This is a genomic window from Arthrobacter sp. 10N43, from assembly GCF_056394525.1.
The window spans coordinates 1-17,870 of the sequence record NZ_JBFTIA010000019.1; the positions used below are offsets into that span (position 1 = coordinate 1).

Consider the following 17,870-nt stretch of genomic DNA (forward strand, 5'->3'; position numbering starts at 1 on the left):
AACGCCCGGTCCCATCCCGAACCCGGAAGCTAAGACCCACAGCGCCGATGGTACTGCACCCGGGAGGGTGTGGGAGAGTAGGTCACCGCCGGAACATCATTAACGGTCGAGGACCCCCAACACATGTTGGGGGTCCTCCCGCATTTAACCCACAAAACAAAAAATCCGGCGCCCGCCCGGTTGAGCGGCACGGGTAGAGTAAATGCCCATGGATAACCTCTTCAGCCACGCTCCCGTTGACCCGCCTGATGCCCCCGAGACGGAGGCAGCAGACGGCTTGGAGCCGGTTGTTTACACGGTCGTAGTCCCGGGCGCCGTCGCCCGGGCTTTTGTCGGATTCACCGAGCATACGCACCTCTGGTGGCCGCTTGAGGACCACAGCGTCTATGGTGCCGGCTCCTACGTGGAGTTCGAGGAAAACCTGATCATGGAAACCGCTGATGATGGCCGGACGGCCGTGTGGGGGTCGATTGACGACTGGCAGCCGCCGCTGTCCTTCCATGCCAGCTGGCACCCGGGCACCACTGCCATGTGGTCCACCGAACTGCGGGTGGCATTCAGGGCAGTAGATGGGGGAACAGAGCTCCGCCTGGTACACGGCGGTTGGGAAGGCGCGGAGGACCCCACCGCGGCCCGGGCAGACTACGCAGCCGGCTGGCCCGGCGTCCTGGACCGTTTCGTTCGGTTCATGGGCGGTGCCGATGACTGACAGCCCGCAGGCCAGGATCCGTCGGCTGCAGGCCGACGAGTGGCAGAAGCTGCGCAGTATCCGCCTGGAGATGCTCGCAGATACCCCCACTGCCTACGTCGAAAGCCTGGAGTCGGCCCGCGCCCAGTCCGAGGAACAGTGGCAGGATCGAGCGGCAGCAATGGCGGGGCCAGGCAGCGTGTCCTTGGTCGCAGACGACGGACGGGACGGCAGCCCGTTGCACGCGCTGATGCGGGTAGTAGCCAAGCTGCCGACGGACCTGGCCCGCCCTCGGCAGGCGATGCTGATCAGCGTGTATGTTGCTCCGGAGCACCGTGGTTCCGGCTTGGCCGATGCCATGCTCCGGCAGGCGGTTGAGGCTGCAGGAGAGGAACTTGGCGCCCGGCTGCTCCAGCTGGGCGTGCACCAGGACAACGGACGGGCCCAGAGGTTCTACCTGCGCCACGGTTTCCAGGACACCGGTACGCGGGAGCCCTACCCGCTCAATACCGGACAATCCGAAATCATCATGGAACGGGTGCTGCCGGCAGGACGCTAGCCCCGCAGGAGTCCTTGGTCAACCGGCGGAACAGCAGTGCTGGACCGTATGACAAAGCGCGTGGGATATTCGGTGTGCGTGGCGTCCGCGTCGGAGGTACCCTCGAGCCTGGCCAGCAAACGCCGCACCGACAGCGCGCCCTGGCCTCGCGCATCCTGGTCGAATGTGGTCAGCCCAAAGACCTCACCCAGCTCGTGGCCATCGATGCCGATGACGGAGAGGTCCTGGGGCACCCTCAGGCCGAAGTCCCGGGCTGCGAGGATAGCGCCGATCGCCATCTCGTCGGAGGCGGCAAAGACGGCCGTGGGACGTTCCGGCGAGCTGCCGAGCAGGTGCCGTGCGGCGGCATAGGCGCCTTGGATGGTGAAATCCGCGGAGACCTGCCATTCGGGCCGGACGGCCAACCCCGCGTCGCGCATGGCCTTCTTGAACCCCGCCCGACGGGTTACGGGCAGGCGGAAATCCTGCTCATAGGCGGCGTCGCCGGTCATATGGGCGATCCTGGTGTGGCCGAGCTGGATCAGGTGCCGGGCAGCCGCCTCGGCGATTCCGGAGTCGTCGATGCGGATGGTTGAGGCCCCGGGCAGCGGGCCGCCGATCCCGACGATGGGACGGTGGATGGCCAGCAGCTGATCGATCTCGGATTCGGAGAGCTCCAAGGAGACCGCGATCACCGCATCCACGCGCTTGCGCAGCAGGAAGTCGTTCAGCACACTGTGCCGGCGTTCCTGCCCTTCGCTGACGTTGTACAGCGTGAGGTCGTAACCGGCGTCCAGCAGGGTTGCCGAGACGCCTTCGACCACCGAGGAAAAGAACCACCGGTGGACCGAAGGCACCACGACGCCGACATTGTGGCTACGGCCGGAGGCCAGGCTGGAGGCGTGGTAGGACAGGACGAAGCCGAGCTCGGCGGCGGCCGCCCTGGCACGTTCCCGGCTGCGCGGGGAGACGTTGCCTTTGCCGCTCAAGGCGCGTGAAACGGTGGCGCTGGAGAGGCCGGCCCGTTCCGCGACGTCCTTGATGCCGGGCATTCCTACCCCTCCGTGTCCTCGATGTAGATTTCCAACCAAACAGTTTCACCTGAGCTTAACTGATCTCCGGTGCTGGAAATGGCCTCGGCGGGGTAACCTGCGTCCGGAGCCGATGAGCTGCGCAGCAGGACCCGCCCTGCGGGCAGTTCCAGTGGTTCGGACCCCACGTTCAGCAGCACCAGCGTGGAGCCGTTGAGGAAGGCAAGGCTCGTGTCCGTGCACAGGTCCTCGTACCAGGCCAGTGAGCCGCGGCCCAGGTCCAGCCGGCGTCGCAGCTCCAGCATGCGCTTGTAGAGGCTCAGGTGTGACGACGGCGAAGCGGCCTGCACATCGCGCGCCAGCCGCGCGAAACTTTCCGGCTGGGGCAGCCAGGGGTCTTGCCCGTCGCCGAACCCGGCGTTGCGTTCCCGGGCCCGCCAGGGCAGCGGGACACGGCAGCCGTCGCGGCCCAGTCGCGCGCCGCCGGTACGGGCGAAGGTGGGGTCCTGGCGGCGGGTGTCCGGGATGTCGATCCCGTCCGGGAGGCCGAGCTCTTCGCCCTGGTAGAGGTAGGCCCCGCCGGGCAGCCCCAGCATGAACATGGATGCCGCTGCCGCACGGGACCGGCCGAGGTCCTCGTCCGGCTGCGGGTCCCCGGTGCCGATTCCGTCACCGTCGCGCGGCGCCTGCCCGCTGTACCCGAAGCGGGTGGCGTGGCGGACGACGTCGTGGTTGGAGAGCACCCAGGTGCTGGGGGCGGCGACGGCGTCCAGCGATGTCAGTGACTCGGTGATGACGTGGCGCATGCGGTGCACGTCAAGGCCCGCGTGGAGGTAGGGGAAGTTGAAGGCCTGGTGCATTTCGTCCGGGCGCACCCAGTCCGCGAGCCGGGGGAGCGGGTCAACGTTTGCCTCGGCGCAGAGGATCCGGTCGGGGCCGTACTCGGCGAGAATCTTCCGCCACTGGCGGTAGATGTCGTGGAGGGCAGGTTGGCCGAACATCGGAGCGTCGTGGCCGGGGAAGCCGTCGGAGCTGCTGCCGTCGGCGCGTCCGCCCCACTCGGGCAGGCCGGGGGCCTTCACCAGGGCATGCGCCACGTCCACCCGGAAACCGGAGACGCCGCGGTCCAGCCAGAAACGCAGGACCCGCTCGAATTCGTCGTGGACGGCGCGGTTGTCCCAGTTGAAGTCGGGCTGGGAGGAGTCGAAGAGGTGCAGGTACCACTGGCCCGGGGCGCCGCCCGGTTCGGTGATCCGGGTCCAGGCTGAACCGCCGAAGTGGGACTGCCAGTTGTTCGGCGGTTCCTCGCCGAATGTTCCACGGCCGTCGCGGAAGATGAACATGTCCCGCTCCGGGCTGCCGGCGGGGGCGGCCAGGGCGGCCTGGAAGGCCGGGTGCTGGTCCGAGCAGTGGTTGGGCACGAGGTCCACGATCATCCGCATCTCCAGCCGGGTGGCCTCGGCCATCATGGCGTCGAAATCCTCCAGCGTGCCGAACAGGGGATCGACGTCGCAGTAGTCGCTGACGTCGTAGCCGGCGTCGCGCTGCGGTGAGCGGTAGAACGGGGACAGCCAGACGGCGTCGATGTCCAGTTCGGCAAGGCGGGGCAGTTCGGCGGTAATTCCGCCGAGATCGCCGATGCCGTCGCCGTCCAGGTCCCGGAACGAGCGCGGGTAGACCTGGTAGATCACGGCAGAGCGCCACCACCCGGGAATGTGGTCTGCGGCGTGAACAGGAGTCAGCGGACCCGTCAGGGGGCCGGCCAGCGCTGCGGGGGAGAAGAGAACTGAATCTACGGACATGACGGCAATCGTAAGGCTGAAAAGCCGAAAAATGAAAACGCTTACATTCATTTTTACGCGTAGTTTCGGTCAACGATTGGAATAACACAGTGATGCTTGGAAGCGCTTGCGGTTGTGAGCCAGATCACCGACAATGCACGGCCTTAGACTGGGATTCGGATTCGACCGAACTGGAGACCGCATGCGAAGCATCATCGATGAGCTGACCTCTTCCCTGGGCCCGGCCAAAATTGCCGTGGACGCCACCACCCTGGCCGCGTACGCCGTGGACCAGGCTCCCGTCCTGGACTATCAGCTCCCGCTGGCCGTGGTTCGCGCCGATTCGGTGGCCGACGTGCAGGCAACGGTGCGTGCCTGTGCCGCGCGCGGCGTCGCCCTGGTGGCGCGCGGGGCCGGCACCGGAGTCTCGGGCGGCGCGCACGCGAGTGAGGGCTGCGTGGTGCTCACGCTCGAGGGGATGAACCGGATCCTGGACCTCAACCCGGATGACGAGACCGCCGTCGTGGAGCCGGGCGTCATCAATGCGGACCTCAACGCCGCCGCGGCCGCGCACGGGCTGATGTTCGCCCCGGACCCCGCGAGCTTCAAGATGTCCACCATCGGCGGCAACGTGGCCACCAATGCCGGCGGGCTGCGGTGCGCGAAGTACGGCGTCACCCGTGACTCGGTCCTGGCCCTCGACGTCGTGCTCGCGGACGGCTCCCTCATCCACACCGGCCACCAGACATTCAAGGGCGTCGCCGGGTACGACCTCACTGGGCTCTTCGTTGGCTCGGAGGGGACTCTGGGGATCGTTGTCGGCGTGACCGTGAGGCTGAAGTACCTGCCGCGCGAAGTGCACACCATCGCAGCCTTCTACCCGGACTTCCGCAGCGCCGCGGCCGGCGTCCTCGCCGTCGGCCAGGCGCGCGTGCAGCCGGCCATCATGGAACTGCTCGACGGCGGCTCACTCGCCCAGCTCGACGACATCCACGGCTCTGACCTGGCCGCGCGCGGAGCGTCCCTGCTGCTGATCCAGACCGACGGCTTCGGTGCGGCGGCGGAGGCTGCGGCCATCCGCCCGGTCCTGGCGGCCGGGGGAGCGGTGGTGACCATGGAGGCCAACGCCGAGGCGGAGCATCTTGTCGAGCTGCGCCGCAACAGCCGCGGGACCGAGGTGGACGACGAATACCGGGTGGGCGAAGACGTGGCGGTACCGCGCTCGCGGCTGGTGGACTACGTGGCCGAGCTGGAGGCTATGGCGGCCGAGCACCGGGTCCAGCTCAAGGTCGTGGCCCATGCCGGCGACGGCAACCTGCACCCCACCTTCTGGATCGACCGGGTGGATAACGCAGTGGACCCCGATGCCATGGAGCGGCTCGGCGCCGCCCTGGACAGGTCCATTGCCGTGGCGCTGGCCATGGGCGGCACCATCACCGGCGAACACGGGATCGGCCAGTACAAGCTGCGCTGGCTGGGCCTGGAGCAGAAGGAACCGGTGCGCGAACTGCAGCGACGGATCAAGGAGCTGTTCGACCCGGCCGGAATCCTGAACCCCGGAAAAGCGATTTAGCTGAATCGACTTAGCTGAAAACTATTTAGCCCGGGCGTGCCACAACGCGCCCGGCGCATCAGTCGGCGTGGCCCGGGCTGCAGGTTAGTCGTCCGAGTCGGGGTATTCCCCGATCGATTCGTCGGCACCGTAGCGTGATTCCTCGGTCTCCACCTCAAGGATCTTGAGCAGCCCGGTGTCCGGGTTGAGCATGATGGCGGCCTCGTCCCGGCGGTGGCGGAGCTCGTTGTCAATGTAGGACTGGACGGCCTCGGCCAGGGGGATGTGCCGGTTCTCCTTTTCGGAGATGTACCAGCGGTGCTCCAGGACCTCATGCACGGCCTCGGCCGGCTCGAGCTTGCCGGAGAGATCGCGGGGAATGGCGCGCACGATCGGCTCGAAGATCTGGCTGACCCACAGGTGCGCGCTGTATTCCTCGTCCATGCCCGGGTTGTTGTCCGCCCGGAACGAGTCCATGTCGTTCAGGAGCCGGCGGGCCTGGTTTTCCTGGGCGTCCAGGCCGGTCAGGCGCAGCAGCCGGCGCTGGTGGTGCCCGGCGTCGACCACCTTCGGCTGGAGCTGGATGGTGGAGCCGTTCTGCGTGGTCTTGATCGCGTATTCCTCGACGTCGAACCCCAGCTCGTTGAGCCGCCGGATGCGGGCGGCCACGCGCCAGCGCTCGCCGATCTCGAACGACTCCTTCGCTGTCAGCTCGGTCCACAACCGGCGGTAGCTGTCCATGATCAGCTCGCTGGTGGCCACCGGGTCCACCTTCTCCTCGATCAGACCGCCGTCGAGCAGGTCCATGAGTTCCCCGGCGATGTTGACCCGGGCGATTTCGAGGTCGTATTCGCGCTGGCCGGTGGACAGATCCGGGTACAGCTCGCCGGTCTCGGCGTCCACGAGGTAGGCGGCGAAGGCGCCGGCGTCGCGGCGGAACAGGGTATTGGAGAGCGAGACGTCGCCCCAGTAGAAGCCGATCAGGTGCAGCCGGACCAGCAGCAGCGCCTGGGCGTCTATGAGACGGGTCAGGGTGTCCTTGCGCAGCATCTGGGAGAAAAGCGCGCGGTAGGGCATCGAGAATTTCAGGTGCCGGGTGACCAGCACAGGGTTCAGCGGCCGGCCGTCGGGCGTGGTGCGTCCGGTGATGACGGCCACCGGCTCTACGCCGGGAACGTCCAGCCGGGCCAGCTTGCGGAGCATGTGGTATTCGTGGCGGGCCACGTGTTCCGAGGTTTCCTTGATGGCGATGACCGAGCCGCCGAGGTGGGCGAAGCGCACGATATGCCGCGATATGCCGCGCGGCAGGGCTGCCAGATACTCGGCCGGCCAGTCCTCGAGGGCAATGTGCCAGGGCAGGTCCAGGAGCTCGGGCTCTGTGGCGGCGGCCGTGATGCTCAGCGAACTGGACACGAGCGAGGCCTTGTCGTCATTGGCGCTGGCGGCTTCTTGCCGGGGCAATTTGCCGATCTGACCGTAGTCAGTGGGCTCGTCGTGCCACTGGGCGCTGTATTCCTCGGTCATGGGGTTTCCTCGGTCATGAATCAATTCTTCCGTATTTTGCGGGGCCCGCCTAAAGCGGTGCAGTTAACGCCCGACGGCGGCCCTCCACTGGGGAGGACCGCCGTCGGTTACGCCGTGGTTAGGGAACCGGTGGGCTTAGTCGCCGAGGCGCAGGCCGGTCTTGGTGTCGAACAGGTGTACGTGGCCTGACTGCGGACGGACCCAGATGGACTCGCCCTTCATCGGGGGGCGGCGGCCGTCGACGCGGGCCACGATGTCGTGGCTCTGGCCGTCCAGCGTGGTGTGGCCGTAGACGTAGGCGTCGGCGCCGAGTTCTTCGACGACGTCGACCTCGACCTGGAGGCCTTCGCCCTGGGCAACGGTCTCAAGGTCCTCCGGGCGGGAGCCCAGGGTCACGGTCTGGCCGTGGGCTTCTTCGAGGACGTCGCGCGGTACCGGGTAGACGGTGCCGCCGAACTGCACACCGCCGTCGACGACGGGCAGTTCCAGCAGGTTCATGGCGGGGGAGCCGATGAAGCCGGCCACGAAGACGTTCTTCGGCTTGTCGTAGAGGTTGCGCGGGGTGTCGACCTGCATCAGCAGGCCGTCCTTCAGCACGGCGACGCGGTCGCCCATGGTCATGGCCTCGACCTGGTCGTGTGTCACGTAGACCGTGGTGACGCCGAGGCGGCGGGTCAGGGACGCGATCTGGGTGCGGGTCTGGACGCGCAGCTTGGCGTCAAGGTTGGACAGCGGCTCATCCATGAGGAAGACCTGCGGGTTACGGACAATGGCCCGGCCCATGGCAACGCGCTGGCGCTGGCCGCCGGAGAGGGCCTTCGGCTTGCGGTCCAGGTACGGTTCGAGGTCGAGCAGCTTTGCAGCTTCGCGGACGCGCTCGGCGCGCTCTTCCTTGCTGACGCCGGCGATCTTCAGTGCGAAGCCCATGTTGTCCGCCACGGTCATGTGCGGGTACAGGGCGTAGTTCTGGAACACCATGGCGATGTCGCGATCCTTCGGCGGGACGTCCGTGACGTCACGGTCACCAATGAGGATGCGGCCGGAGTTGACGTCCTCAAGACCTGCGAGCATGCGCAGGGAGGTCGACTTTCCGCAGCCGGAGGGTCCAACGAGGACCAGGAATTCGCCATCGGCGATATCAATGTTGAGCTTGTCAACAGCGGGCTTTTCGGTGCCCGGGTACAGACGTGTTGCGTTGTCAAAAGTAACTGTAGCCACAGTTATCAATCCCTTCACCGGCAGGTACGTGCCGGACGATCCGTAGTGAATGGTCTTTTTATGCAGTTGTTAATTTAATTGTGGGTTTTCATGCGCATACTCCTCGGCCGAAGCCGAGGAGTATCCAGTGACGCCGCACGGTAGTTGTGCGCCACATCACAAACAGAGTATGTCAGATTTTTGACATTTGGGCCAAAATGTTACGGATGTCACAGGTGATGCTGCCCACTTGGCGGTCTGCGGCTGCGTTTCCCGGGAGGGCTTTCAGTGGTCCAGGGCCCGTTTGCGTTCCCTCAGGAGGGCCTCGAGCAGCTCGCAGATGTGGACTGGCGCCTCCACCCGGAACTCGGCCTGGGTGAAATCGAGCCCCACCTTTACGCCCAGGTCGCCCGGGACCAGGCTGGCCAGGGCGTCCTCGTCGGTGGTGTCGTCTCCGGCGAAGACCACTGCCGTGGCCCCGGTGGCCTGCCGCAGGAAGGAGATGCCCTCTCCCTTGGAGGCGTGCACCACCGAGGTCTCCAGGACGCGGTTGCCGGTCTTGAGGAACACTCCGCGGCGGTCCTGCAGGACTGCCTTGGCCGCGGCGACGGCGTCCTCGGCAACGTCATCCGCAGCGAGCCGGGTGTGCAGGACGACGCCGGCCGGCTTGTCCTCCAGTAGCGTCCCGGGCGCCTGCTCCACGATCTCGGCAAGCTCTTTGCGGACCTCGGCCAGGAGTTCCCGCTGGTCGTCGTCGAGCATGAGCTGCGAGGACCCGGGCCCCATCCAGACCTCGGCGCCGTGGCTGCCGATCAACAGTGTGTTCTCCGGTGGGAAGGCGACGGCCCGCAGGCTGTCCAGCGCGCGGCCGGAGATGAGCGCCGTCGTCGTTTCGGGAAGTTCCGCCAGTCCCGCGAAGGCGGCCGCGGAGCGCGGGAGCGAGCGGGAGTCGCCCGCATGGTCCACCAGCGGTGCCATGGTGCCGTCGAAGTCCATAGCCACGAGCAGGTGCCCGGTGCCGGCGACGCGGCGCACGGCAGCCAGCAGTTCCGGGGAGAGCGAGAGCCGGGCCGTGCCTGATTTTCTAGTGCCCGAGTCGTTGGTGCCTGAATCCTCGGTACCGGTGGCGTCAGGAGTCATCGCGAATAACCTTTTCGGCAAGGGCGGTCAGGAAGTCGGAGGACCAGAGGTCGACGTCGTGGTCCAGAATCTGCTTGCGCATGGCCCGCATGCGCCGGGATGCCTCGGCCGGCGGGATATGGACGGCCCTCATGATGGTGTCCTTGAGCCCGTCGATGTCGTGCGGGTTCATCAGCAGGGCCTGTTTGAGCTGGTCGGCGGCGCCGGCAAACTCGCTGAGCACCAGCGCGCCGTCGTTATTCGTCCGGGCCGTGACGTATTCCTTGGCCACGAGGTTCATGCCGTCACGCAAGGCGGTGACCAGCATGACGTCGGCGGCCAGGTACAGCGACACCATCTCCTCGATGGGGTAACTGTGGTGCAGGTAGCGGACTGCCGTGTTCTGCATGGTGTCGAAAGTGCCGTTGATGTGGCCCACCGTGCCCTCGACCTCCTCGCGGAGCAGGCGGTACTGTTCCACGCGTTCCCGGCTGGGGCTGGCCACCTGGATCAGGCTCGCGTCCTCCACGGTGAGCTTGCCGTCCTGCAGCAGTTCCTCGTAGGCCTTGAGCCGGTGCCGGATGCCCTTGGTGTAGTCCAGGCGGTCGACGCCAAGCAGGATGGTCTTCGGGTTGCCGAGGTCCCGGCGGATCTGGTGGGCGCGCTCAATGACTTCCGGACTCTTCGCCAGCTCGCTGATCTGCTTGACGTCAATGGAGATAGGGAATGCCTGGGCCCGGGCGATGTGGGTGGTTTCGCCGTCGGAGCCCCGTACGTGGACCTGTTGCTGCTTGACGCTGGCGCCCAGGAAGCGCCGGGCCGAGCGCATGAAGTTTCCGGCGTCGCTGGTGCGCTGGAAACCCACCAGGTCCGCGCCGAGCAGGCCGTCGATGATCGCATGGCGCCACGGCAGCTGGGCGAAGATTTCCGGCGGCGGGAAGGGGATGTGGTTGAAGAACCCGATCTTCAGGTCCGGCCGGGCCTCCCGGAGCAGCTTCGGAACCAGCTGGAGCTGGTAGTCCTGCACCCAGACGGTGGCGCCCTCGGCAGCATGGCGGATGACGGCGTCGGCGAACCTTCTGTTGACCTTCCGGTAGGAGTCCCACCAGGTGCGGTGGAACTCCGGCGGGGCGATGACGTCGTGGTAAAGCGGCCACAGGGTGGCGTTGGAAAAGCCCTCGTAGAAAAGCTCGATGTCGTCCGTGCTCAGCTGGACCGGGATCAGGTCAATGCCGCCGTGGCTGAAGGGCTTGACCGTCTCGTCGGGGGCCCCGTGCCAGCCCACCCAGGCGCCGTCGGTCTTGGTCATCATCGGGGCCAGCGCTGTCACGAGTCCGCCGGGGGAGCGGCGCCAGCCGCCCTCGCAGCCGGCCTCCTCGGGCGAACAGCGGTCTACGGGCAGCCGGTTGGACACCACCATGAAGTCGAACTGATCCCCGGCCCCGGCACGTGATGCCGCGCCGTCGGTGGCCGTCCGCGCCGCTTCGGCGGTGCTTGTCCCGCCGTCGCCAGCTCTGTCCGTTGCTTCCATTGGTGCCCCCTGGGGTCCGCTCGTGGCTCTCCATCAACCCTAGCGGCACGGAATCTTCCGGGCTATTCGTCCGTTGGGCAGGGCGGAGGGGAAAGTTGAAAGCGCAAGTTCTCGGGTTTCTCCCCTAAAATGATGAAGTTGCCACAGAGTGGACCGTCCCTGGCCGAACGACCCGAGGAACCAATGAGCCCCGCAAACGAACCCCGACAGTCTAAGGCAGAGCGCACTGCCGCGGCGCGCGAGAAAGCCCGTGAGATCCGTGAGGCGCAGCTGAAAAAGGAGAAGCGCAACAAGCTGCTGATCGGCTGGGGCATTGTTGCCGCCGTCGTCGTCATCATTGTGATCGTGGCGCTTGTTGTCACCTCCAACATCAAGAACAACGCCCCGGTTGCCGACGAGGGACCCACCCCGGCCAACGGCAATATCCACGGCGGCGTCACCCTGCTGGCGAACACGGAGGTTGCGAAGACCGAACCCGCAACCGTGAAGCTGTCCGACCTCCCGGCCGCGCCGGCCACGCCGCCGGCGACGGTCACGGCCCCGGGCGCCGAAGCGGAGGCCGGCAAGCCGGTCAAGGTGGTCCTCTACATCGACTTCATCTGCCCCGTCTGCAAGAACTTCGAGGCTCAGTACAACGAGACGCTCACCAAGCTGCGCAATGAAGGCAAGATCACGGTGGAGTACCGCCCGCTCGGCTTCCTGGACAGCCGGTCCACCACCAACTACTCCTCGCGCGCGGCCAACGCCGCTGCCTGTGTGGTCAACGAATCCCCGGAGAAGTACTCGGACTTCGTCGATGCGCTGTTCGCGAAGCAGCCGGCCGAAGGCAGTGCCGGTCTCTCCGACACGGAGTTGAAGAAGATGGCCACCGACGTCGGCGCCAAGAGCATCGAGTCGTGTGTCGATGACAAGACGTTCCGCCCGTGGGTCAAGCACACCACCCAGGAGGCCGCGGTGATCGGTGTGACCGGGACGCCCACCGTGTTCGTCGAAGGCAAGCAGTGGGGCGTCGGCGACAGCGCCCAGACTCCGTTCGACCAGTTCCTGCAGGCCGCCGTCGACGCCAAGAAGTAACCGCCCACGGCACTCACGCCGTTGAAGGCCCGCAGCTGTTGGCCCGGCCCCGCAATATTTTCGGGGCCGGGCCTTCCGTTTCGCTTCCAGTGGGGTGCGCGTTTTTCCCACGGTTTTTCTCACCGGGCATCGGTGGGCTAACCTTATCTAGCGTCCTGACATCCGCGCCATTTTTGGCGTGGTGCCGGAATGCGCCAGGAATGCCTCCTTAGCTCAGTTGGCCAGAGCACCGCTCTTGTAAAGCGGGGGTCGTCGGTTCGAATCCGACAGGGGGCCCCACGAACCCCTCTGTTCCGGCGATATTGCCCGGAACGGAGGGGTTTTCTCATGCCTGTCTGGTCGCGGTTCCGGGGCAGGACCGTCAGCCATTCCCGCGCTTGCGGTGCATCCTCAGTACAAAGGACAGAGCCACCGCCGCGGCGCCGCCGACAACGAGCAGCAACCCGAGGGTGACCGGCGCGGGGACGCCCGTTTCGGCAGCCGGCGCGCCCTGGCTCGAGGGCGAGGCCGCAGCCGTGGCGGCTGGAGGCGCGGGGGGTGACGACGCCGCCGGCGCCTGGGCGGCCGGCGGTGTGGCAGTGGCAGGCGCCGAGGTGGCCGGCGGGGCCGCCACAAAGACGTCGCTCACTGCTCCCATAATGAAGCGGTCGCCGGGAACGAGGGTCTGCACAACCCGGGTTGAGGTCTCCAGTGTGGTCGAGACGCACCCGGCCGAGACCCGGTTGCCGGCGCCGAAGAAGATTGCGTAGTCCGCGCCCGGGACGGGGGTGGCATCCGGCAGTCGGTTGTAGTTGATGACGGCCGCCTGCTCGTAGGTGCCCTGGTTCATCCAGTACCAGAGGTTTTCGTCGGCGGCCGACCCGCCCTCCACGTAGTTGTTGTAGGCGGGGCTGCCCGGCCCGCCCCACCGGGAGCGCCGGTTGACCGTGTGGTACAGCAGCCTGGTGCCGGGATCCGCCTTGCCCAGGGCCTCGGTGGCGGAGAACGAGCCGGTGGGTGAACGGTACTGGCCCTCCCGCAGCTGTCCCTCCGGGGCGAATCCGTTCTTGCCGATGAAGCCGGTCTGCTGCCACTCCTGGACATACCCTTCGGGGTTGCGGACACAGCCGGTGATCAGCACGGCATTCTGTGCGGCTTCGGCGGCTGTCACGAAAACCACTCTTGTGGCCGTGCCGGCACTGTACCGGGTCTGGTGTGCACTCAACTTCGCGCAGGGCGCGGTTTCCTGGGGTGATGCGTGGGCGGCGGGAGGGGGCGCCGAAAGGCCCACAGTAGTGAGTGCCGTGAGCATCAGAATCCCACAAGTATGGCGTACGGCCATGCCTTATTTTAGTCCGCCTGGTGCAAGGGAACCGCGATGGGCGGCCCCGCCGTCAACGTCGTGGAGTAGTGACCTCAGCCGCCGGCAGACGCCGCGGATTGCCCTGCAGATCCATGGCTTCATGGATTTGCAGGGCAAACCACAGCTGCGCCAGCGTGGAGGTTTCGGTCATGTCAAGGCCGGTCAGCTCACTGATCTTCCGGATGCGATAGATGATGGTCTGCCGGTGCGCGAACAGGGCCGCCGCCGTCTTCTGCCAGGACCGTTGCATATCCAGGAACGTCTTCAGCGTGACGATGAGGTCCCCGTTTTCTCCGTGTTCGTACTCGAAGATGGGTCCGAGGAGCCGCTGGACCAGTGCGTTGCCTTCCTCAAAGCTGGTCAGTCCCAGCCACGAGGGTCCCTCGGCATAGCGGACCAACCGCTCACCGGTGCTTGATGCGGTCCCAAGCGCCCACATCGATTCCTGAAGAGCCCTCTGCACTCCAGCGGCCGCCGACGGCCGGCTGATCCCGATTCTCACGTCCAAGGGGACGGCGTGCTGCAGCAGATCATCGGTGCAGTCCGAGGCGACAGCCAGGTGCAATGCATTGATCCTGCGCTGGCACGCCGTCGGATAGCCATGCCGCCAAAGATCAACGTGGATCCCCGCCAGACGCTCGCTGTCCTCGCTGGACATGGAGACGATGAGGAATTCCCGTGACGATATCCCGAACTCAGGCAGCCGGCTTTCAATGTCGGCGATCCCCAGACGCCCGTCGAAGGCCTGCAAGAGGAACTCCGCGCCCAGCCGGCGCTGGTTCTCGAGGGACAGCACCGTCCGGGACAGCTCCAGTCCAAGGACGGTGGCCGCATGGAGCAGCACCACCGCATCAGGGAGCGGCTCGGATTTCGGCAGCACCACCAGAAGCGCATTGGCGTGAGTCGGGATGTCCATCATCAGAAGATGGCTGTCCCCGAAACGGTGCCACTGAAACTTCTTGCCGGCCACCGGTGACTTGCTGGTCAGCGGTTCAAGGTGTCGCTTCAAATCCGGGGGCAATGACTGGCCCCCGGGATGCCAGGCATGCAGGCACCGTCGATCAATCACGAAGAGGCTCGCGTCGAGTTCAGCTTCGATGCCCAGGATCAGGCTTAGCCAGTTGTCCTCAGATGGCCCCGCCAGCCGCAACAGGTCGTAGATGCGCGCCGTCTGACGCAGCCTGCGGGACTCCTCAAGCAGCGAAGCCTCAGCGACCGAGCGTGCGATGGCGATGAACGGAAGAGGGTACGGGATGCTGATGACCGGCAACGGCAGGTGGTCGCAGACTTCGAAGAACTCGGGAAGGAGTTCGGGGGCATGCATCTGCTCGCCGATAGCAAGGGCGCTGGCACCTGCGCTGACCAGTGCCTCGGCCAGCTCAACCTGCCCTGCGGGATCGGCCGGAATGGATAGTCCGTTGGTCATCATGAGCTCGCCGCCGGTGATCCACTCCCACAAGCGCGGGAGGTCGGAGGTGTGGGCCCAGGTGACGCGGTTGCCCAGTCCCGCGGAGCCCGCCAGAAGGGTCAGGCCCAGCTGGGGTTCGGCCAGCAGCTCGGCCACGGTGATCGCCATGAGGGGTTCCTGTTCATAGGTCTGGAGGCCACCCCCAAGCCGCTTATACACATGTATAAGCCACTCCGTTATTTGTAGTCAATCGGCGCATGTACCGCGTGACGCCGATCACTAATAGTTGAGTCATAGACCTCAACCGGCGCAGGAGCTCAGCACGGAGAAGAAGCCTGCCGGACCGGCTGAAACCCAAGCAACTGAAGGAAACCCTGCCATGACCACGCACAAGCCAATCGGACCCGTCGACGCAACAAAAGTCCCCCGCTACGCAGGCCTGGGCACCTTCGCCCGGCTTCCTCAGATCGACCGTGTTCCGGACTACGACATTGCGATTGTCGGTGTCCCGTTCGACGGCGGCACCTCCTACCGCCCGGGCGCCCGCTTCGGCCCGGCTGCTGTCCGTGAAGCGTCGCGGCTCCTGCGCCCCGGCTACCACCCGGAGCTCGACGTCGAGCCCGTGTACGAAGCCCAGGTTGTGGACGCCGGCGACATCGCCTGCACCCCCTACGACATCGCCCGCGCAGTCCGCGAGATCGAGGAGCAGGCACTCCCGCTCCTCGGCGACGCCGGCTCCGGCAAGAAGCTCATCTCCATCGGCGGCGACCACACTATCGCCCTGCCGATGCTGCGGGCGTTGAATAAGATGCACGGCCCGGTGGCCCTGCTCCACTTTGACGCGCACCTGGACACGTGGGACACCTACTTCGACCAGCCGGTCACGCACGGAACCATCTTCCGCCGGGCGTTCGAAGAAGGCCTTCTCGTCGAGGACAAATCAATGCACGTGGGCATCCGCGGCCCGGTCTACGACCGGAACGACTTCCTCCGCGACCACGAGTTCGGCTTCCAGATCATCCGCTGCTCTGACCTGGACGTCATCGGTGTTCCGGCCGCGATCCAGCGCGTCAAGGAGCGGCTGGGCGACACCCCGGTCTACGTCTCCATCGACATCGATGTCCTGGACCCGTCCTACGCGCCCGGCACAGGTACTCCGGAAATGGGCGGGCTCCACTCCCGCGAACTGCTGGCCCTGCTCCGCGGACTGAACGGCATCAACATCGTGGGCGCCGACGTCGTCGAGGTCGCTCCGGCCTATGACCACGCAGACATCACAACGGTCGCCGCGGCAACCCTCGTTTTCGACCTTCTCGCCCTGATGGTGAACCGTAGCAAGGCCTCCGCCAACGTCGCGCAGGATCTGCAAGCGGCCACTGTTTGAGCCATCACGGCTGGGCAGTCGCGCCCGATTTGTACGTATGTATGAACGTGTTTTCGGCAACTATTCAATCGCCGGATATTCACCGTGACGAATGTCACGAATGATTAATACAACGGATCCCGTGCTCGACGAAGCGCCGGGACAGACCAAAGAGGTTCCCATGTACTCCCGGAATGCATCATGAGCACTCACCCCACTCACCCCACTCAGCCCGTCGCGGCCGAGGTGCCCCGGCTTGAAGACAAGACCATTCAACCTATCCCGGCCGACGAACGCCACGGCAAAGCACGGGACCTTTTCACCATCTGGTTCGGCTCCAACATCATGATCATGACCATCGTGACCGGGGGGCTTGCGACCACGGTGTTCGGGCTCGGCTTTGTGCCCGCCATCGTCGGAATCATCGTTGGGAACCTTGTCGGTGGCATCTTCATGGCACTGCATTCGGCCCAAGGCCCGCAGCTGGGTGTGGCGCAGATGATTCAGACCCGCGGCCAATTCGGTTCGTACGGGGCGCTGCTGATCGTTGTGATCGTGGTGATCATGTACGTCGGGTTTTTTGCGGCGAACCTCGTCTTTGGCGGTCAAGCACTGGCCGCAGTCAGCCCCGGCATCAGTGTTGACGCAGGCATCATTGTCATCGGCGTCTTGAGCGTCGTTGCCACCATCTTCGGATACCGGCTCATCCACGCCTATGCACGCGTCTTGAGCATCGTGGCCGGTCTGGCGCTGGTGCTTGCCTTCGGCTGGATCCTGGTCGTCCACGGATTGCCGGCCAGCTTCCTGGACCAGGGAAACTTCAACTGGGTGGGCTTCATGGCCACCATCTCCGTCTCGGCCCTCTGGCAGCTCGCCTACGCTCCCTACGTCTCGGACTACTCCCGCTACATGCCTCAGGGCACCGGCTCGGCCCCGGCGTTCTGGGCATCCTACTCAGGCTGCGTCTTGGGAACACTCTTCCCGATGGTCCTGGGTGCCTTGGTGGGAACGCTTGCACTGGCGCTGGTCAACGATGGCAGCACCGTAGAAATAGTGGGGAGCCTGGGAGCCATGCTCGGGCCGTGGACCATGGTGATCATCGGAATCTTCTGCCTCGGCGTGGCGGCGTCGAACGCCATGAACCTCTACTGCGGGGTCCTGTGCACTCTCACCATTGGGCAGACGTTCAGGCCGACCTGGTTGCCCCACGCCAAGACCCGAACCATTGCGGCGATCCTCATTTTCACCCTCGCCCTCATGATCGCGCTGTTCGCCCGCGACAATTTCATCTTCTTCTACACGAACTTCCTCTCGTTCCTGATGTACGTCCTGGTTCCCTGGACAGCCATCAACCTGGTCGACTACTACCTCCTGCGTCACGGCGACTACAGGGTTGAAGACTTCTTCAAGCGCGACGGCGGGGTGTACGGAAGGTTCAACTGGGTTGCGATCGGAGCCTATGTTGCCGGCGCACTGATCCAGGTTCCGTTCTCGGCAACAGCGATGTTCACTGGCCCTCTTGCCGCAGCGATGAACGGCGTGGACGTCTCCTGGATTGTTGGCCTGGTGGTCGTTGCACCCCTGTACTACTTTGCGGCGCGGATGTTCCGGAAGACGTCGGAAGCTGCCCCCTTTCAGTCGCCTGCCTTCGCACCTGAACTGATTGATGCCCCTCGGGCCTAACGCCCACCGCGGCCGCTACGCCCAGCCTGGGCGTACCGC

Annotated in this window: 14 protein-coding genes, 1 tRNA gene and 1 rRNA gene; 8 read left to right on the forward strand and 8 right to left on the reverse strand. The window is 65.7% G+C overall.

Annotated elements, in window-relative coordinates:
• The 3 genes from rrf to AC1DDO_RS21320 form a co-directional block, all read left to right on the forward strand.
• Window positions 1-94: ribosomal RNA gene (rrf, locus tag AC1DDO_RS21310) — 5S ribosomal RNA — on the forward strand; the annotation flags it as partial.
• A 114-nt stretch (window positions 95-208) separates the two neighbouring features.
• Complete coding sequence (locus tag AC1DDO_RS21315; protein ID WP_476868787.1) at window positions 209-709, forward strand: SRPBCC domain-containing protein; 501 nt, start codon at window positions 209-211, stop codon at window positions 707-709.
• Entirely contained in the window at window positions 702-1,247 is a 546-nt protein-coding gene (locus tag AC1DDO_RS21320) for an N-acetyltransferase family protein (protein ID WP_476868788.1), read from the forward strand. The genes AC1DDO_RS21315 and AC1DDO_RS21320 overlap by 8 nt, the downstream gene beginning before the upstream one ends.
• Here the strand turns inward: AC1DDO_RS21320 and AC1DDO_RS21325 are convergent.
• Both AC1DDO_RS21325 and AC1DDO_RS21330 read right to left on the reverse strand, forming a co-directional pair.
• Window positions 1,244-2,278, reverse strand: a complete 1,035-nt coding sequence (locus tag AC1DDO_RS21325) for a LacI family DNA-binding transcriptional regulator (protein WP_476868789.1) — start codon at window positions 2,276-2,278, stop codon at window positions 1,244-1,246. The genes AC1DDO_RS21320 and AC1DDO_RS21325 overlap by 4 nt on opposite strands.
• A 2-nt stretch (window positions 2,279-2,280) precedes the next feature.
• Window positions 2,281-4,059, reverse strand: a complete 1,779-nt coding sequence (locus tag AC1DDO_RS21330) for a glycoside hydrolase family 13 protein (RefSeq protein ID WP_476972715.1) — start codon at window positions 4,057-4,059, stop codon at window positions 2,281-2,283.
• A gap of 181 nt (window positions 4,060-4,240) precedes the next feature.
• Between AC1DDO_RS21330 and AC1DDO_RS21335 the strand changes: the two genes are divergently transcribed.
• The gene (locus AC1DDO_RS21335; RefSeq protein WP_476868791.1) at window positions 4,241-5,611 is read left to right on the forward strand and encodes an FAD-binding oxidoreductase; all 1,371 of its coding nucleotides are present in this window, start codon (window positions 4,241-4,243) and stop codon (window positions 5,609-5,611) included.
• Window positions 5,612-5,695: 84 nt separating this feature from the next.
• Here the strand turns inward: AC1DDO_RS21335 and AC1DDO_RS21340 are convergent, their stop codons facing one another.
• From AC1DDO_RS21340 to AC1DDO_RS21355, 4 genes are all read right to left on the reverse strand, one after another.
• Complete coding sequence (locus AC1DDO_RS21340) at window positions 5,696-7,114, reverse strand: DUF4032 domain-containing protein (RefSeq protein ID WP_476868792.1); 1,419 nt, start codon at window positions 7,112-7,114, stop codon at window positions 5,696-5,698.
• Between the two features lie 135 nt (window positions 7,115-7,249).
• Window positions 7,250-8,332, reverse strand: a complete 1,083-nt coding sequence (locus tag AC1DDO_RS21345; protein WP_018775851.1) for an ABC transporter ATP-binding protein — start codon at window positions 8,330-8,332, stop codon at window positions 7,250-7,252.
• Between the two features lie 264 nt (window positions 8,333-8,596).
• A complete protein-coding gene (gene otsB, locus AC1DDO_RS21350; protein ID WP_476868794.1) occupies window positions 8,597-9,451 on the reverse strand; it encodes a trehalose-phosphatase in 855 nt (284 codons plus the stop codon).
• On the reverse strand, window positions 9,441-10,961 hold the full coding sequence (locus AC1DDO_RS21355; RefSeq protein WP_476868795.1) for an alpha,alpha-trehalose-phosphate synthase (UDP-forming): 1,521 nt from the start codon (window positions 10,959-10,961) through the stop codon (window positions 9,441-9,443). The genes otsB and AC1DDO_RS21355 overlap by 11 nt, the downstream gene beginning before the upstream one ends.
• Window positions 10,962-11,144: 183 nt before the next feature.
• Between AC1DDO_RS21355 and AC1DDO_RS21360 the strand changes: the two genes are divergently transcribed.
• On the forward strand, window positions 11,145-12,035 hold the full coding sequence (locus AC1DDO_RS21360; RefSeq protein WP_441410907.1) for a DsbA family protein: 891 nt from the start codon (window positions 11,145-11,147) through the stop codon (window positions 12,033-12,035).
• A 202-nt stretch (window positions 12,036-12,237) separates the two neighbouring features.
• Window positions 12,238-12,314: transfer RNA gene (locus AC1DDO_RS21365), tRNA-Thr, on the forward strand.
• Window positions 12,315-12,396: 82 nt separating this feature from the next.
• Here the strand turns inward: AC1DDO_RS21365 and AC1DDO_RS21370 are convergent.
• Window positions 12,397-13,185 carry a hypothetical protein gene (locus AC1DDO_RS21370; RefSeq protein ID WP_476868796.1) on the reverse strand — a complete coding sequence of 263 codons (789 nt, stop codon included), beginning with the start codon at window positions 13,183-13,185 and terminating at the stop codon, window positions 12,397-12,399.
• A 223-nt stretch (window positions 13,186-13,408) separates the two neighbouring features.
• Window positions 13,409-14,953, reverse strand: coding sequence for a PucR family transcriptional regulator (locus tag AC1DDO_RS21375; RefSeq protein WP_476972716.1), 1,545 nt, complete (start codon window positions 14,951-14,953; stop codon window positions 13,409-13,411).
• Between the two features lie 211 nt (window positions 14,954-15,164).
• Between AC1DDO_RS21375 and speB the strand changes: the two genes are divergently transcribed.
• Window positions 15,165-16,169 (forward strand): agmatinase, encoded by a 1,005-nt coding sequence (gene speB / locus AC1DDO_RS21380; protein WP_476868798.1) that lies wholly within the window; start codon window positions 15,165-15,167, stop codon window positions 16,167-16,169.
• A gap of 180 nt (window positions 16,170-16,349) precedes the next feature.
• Window positions 16,350-17,831: a purine-cytosine permease family protein gene (locus tag AC1DDO_RS21385; RefSeq protein WP_476868799.1), complete on the forward strand. Its 1,482-nt coding sequence runs from the start codon at window positions 16,350-16,352 to the stop codon at window positions 17,829-17,831.
• The last annotated feature ends 39 nt before the right edge of the window (window positions 17,832-17,870 follow it).

Bases quoted from the DNA above. Each gene is read 5' to 3' on its own strand.
- speB (WP_476868798.1), top strand. From the start codon at position 15,165: ATGACCACGCACAAGCCAATCGGACCCGTCGACGCAACAAAAGTCCCC.
- AC1DDO_RS21360 (WP_441410907.1), top strand. From the start codon at position 11,145: ATGAGCCCCGCAAACGAACCCCGACAGTCTAAGGCAGAGCGCACTGCC.
- AC1DDO_RS21340 (WP_476868792.1), bottom strand. From the start codon at position 7,114: ATGACCGAGGAATACAGCGCCCAGTGGCACGACGAGCCCACTGACTAC.
- AC1DDO_RS21385 (WP_476868799.1), top strand. From the start codon at position 16,350: ATGAGCACTCACCCCACTCACCCCACTCAGCCCGTCGCGGCCGAGGTG.
- AC1DDO_RS21325 (WP_476868789.1), bottom strand. From the start codon at position 2,278: ATGCCCGGCATCAAGGACGTCGCGGAACGGGCCGGCCTCTCCAGCGCC.
- AC1DDO_RS21375 (WP_476972716.1), bottom strand. From the start codon at position 14,953: ATGGCGATCACCGTGGCCGAGCTGCTGGCCGAACCCCAGCTGGGCCTG.
- AC1DDO_RS21335 (WP_476868791.1), top strand. From the start codon at position 4,241: ATGCGAAGCATCATCGATGAGCTGACCTCTTCCCTGGGCCCGGCCAAA.
- AC1DDO_RS21355 (WP_476868795.1), bottom strand. From the start codon at position 10,961: ATGGAAGCAACGGACAGAGCTGGCGACGGCGGGACAAGCACCGCCGAA.
- otsB (WP_476868794.1), bottom strand. From the start codon at position 9,451: ATGACTCCTGACGCCACCGGTACCGAGGATTCAGGCACCAACGACTCG.
- AC1DDO_RS21320 (WP_476868788.1), top strand. From the start codon at position 702: ATGACTGACAGCCCGCAGGCCAGGATCCGTCGGCTGCAGGCCGACGAG.
- AC1DDO_RS21330 (WP_476972715.1), bottom strand. From the start codon at position 4,059: ATGTCCGTAGATTCAGTTCTCTTCTCCCCCGCAGCGCTGGCCGGCCCC.
- AC1DDO_RS21315 (WP_476868787.1), top strand. From the start codon at position 209: ATGGATAACCTCTTCAGCCACGCTCCCGTTGACCCGCCTGATGCCCCC.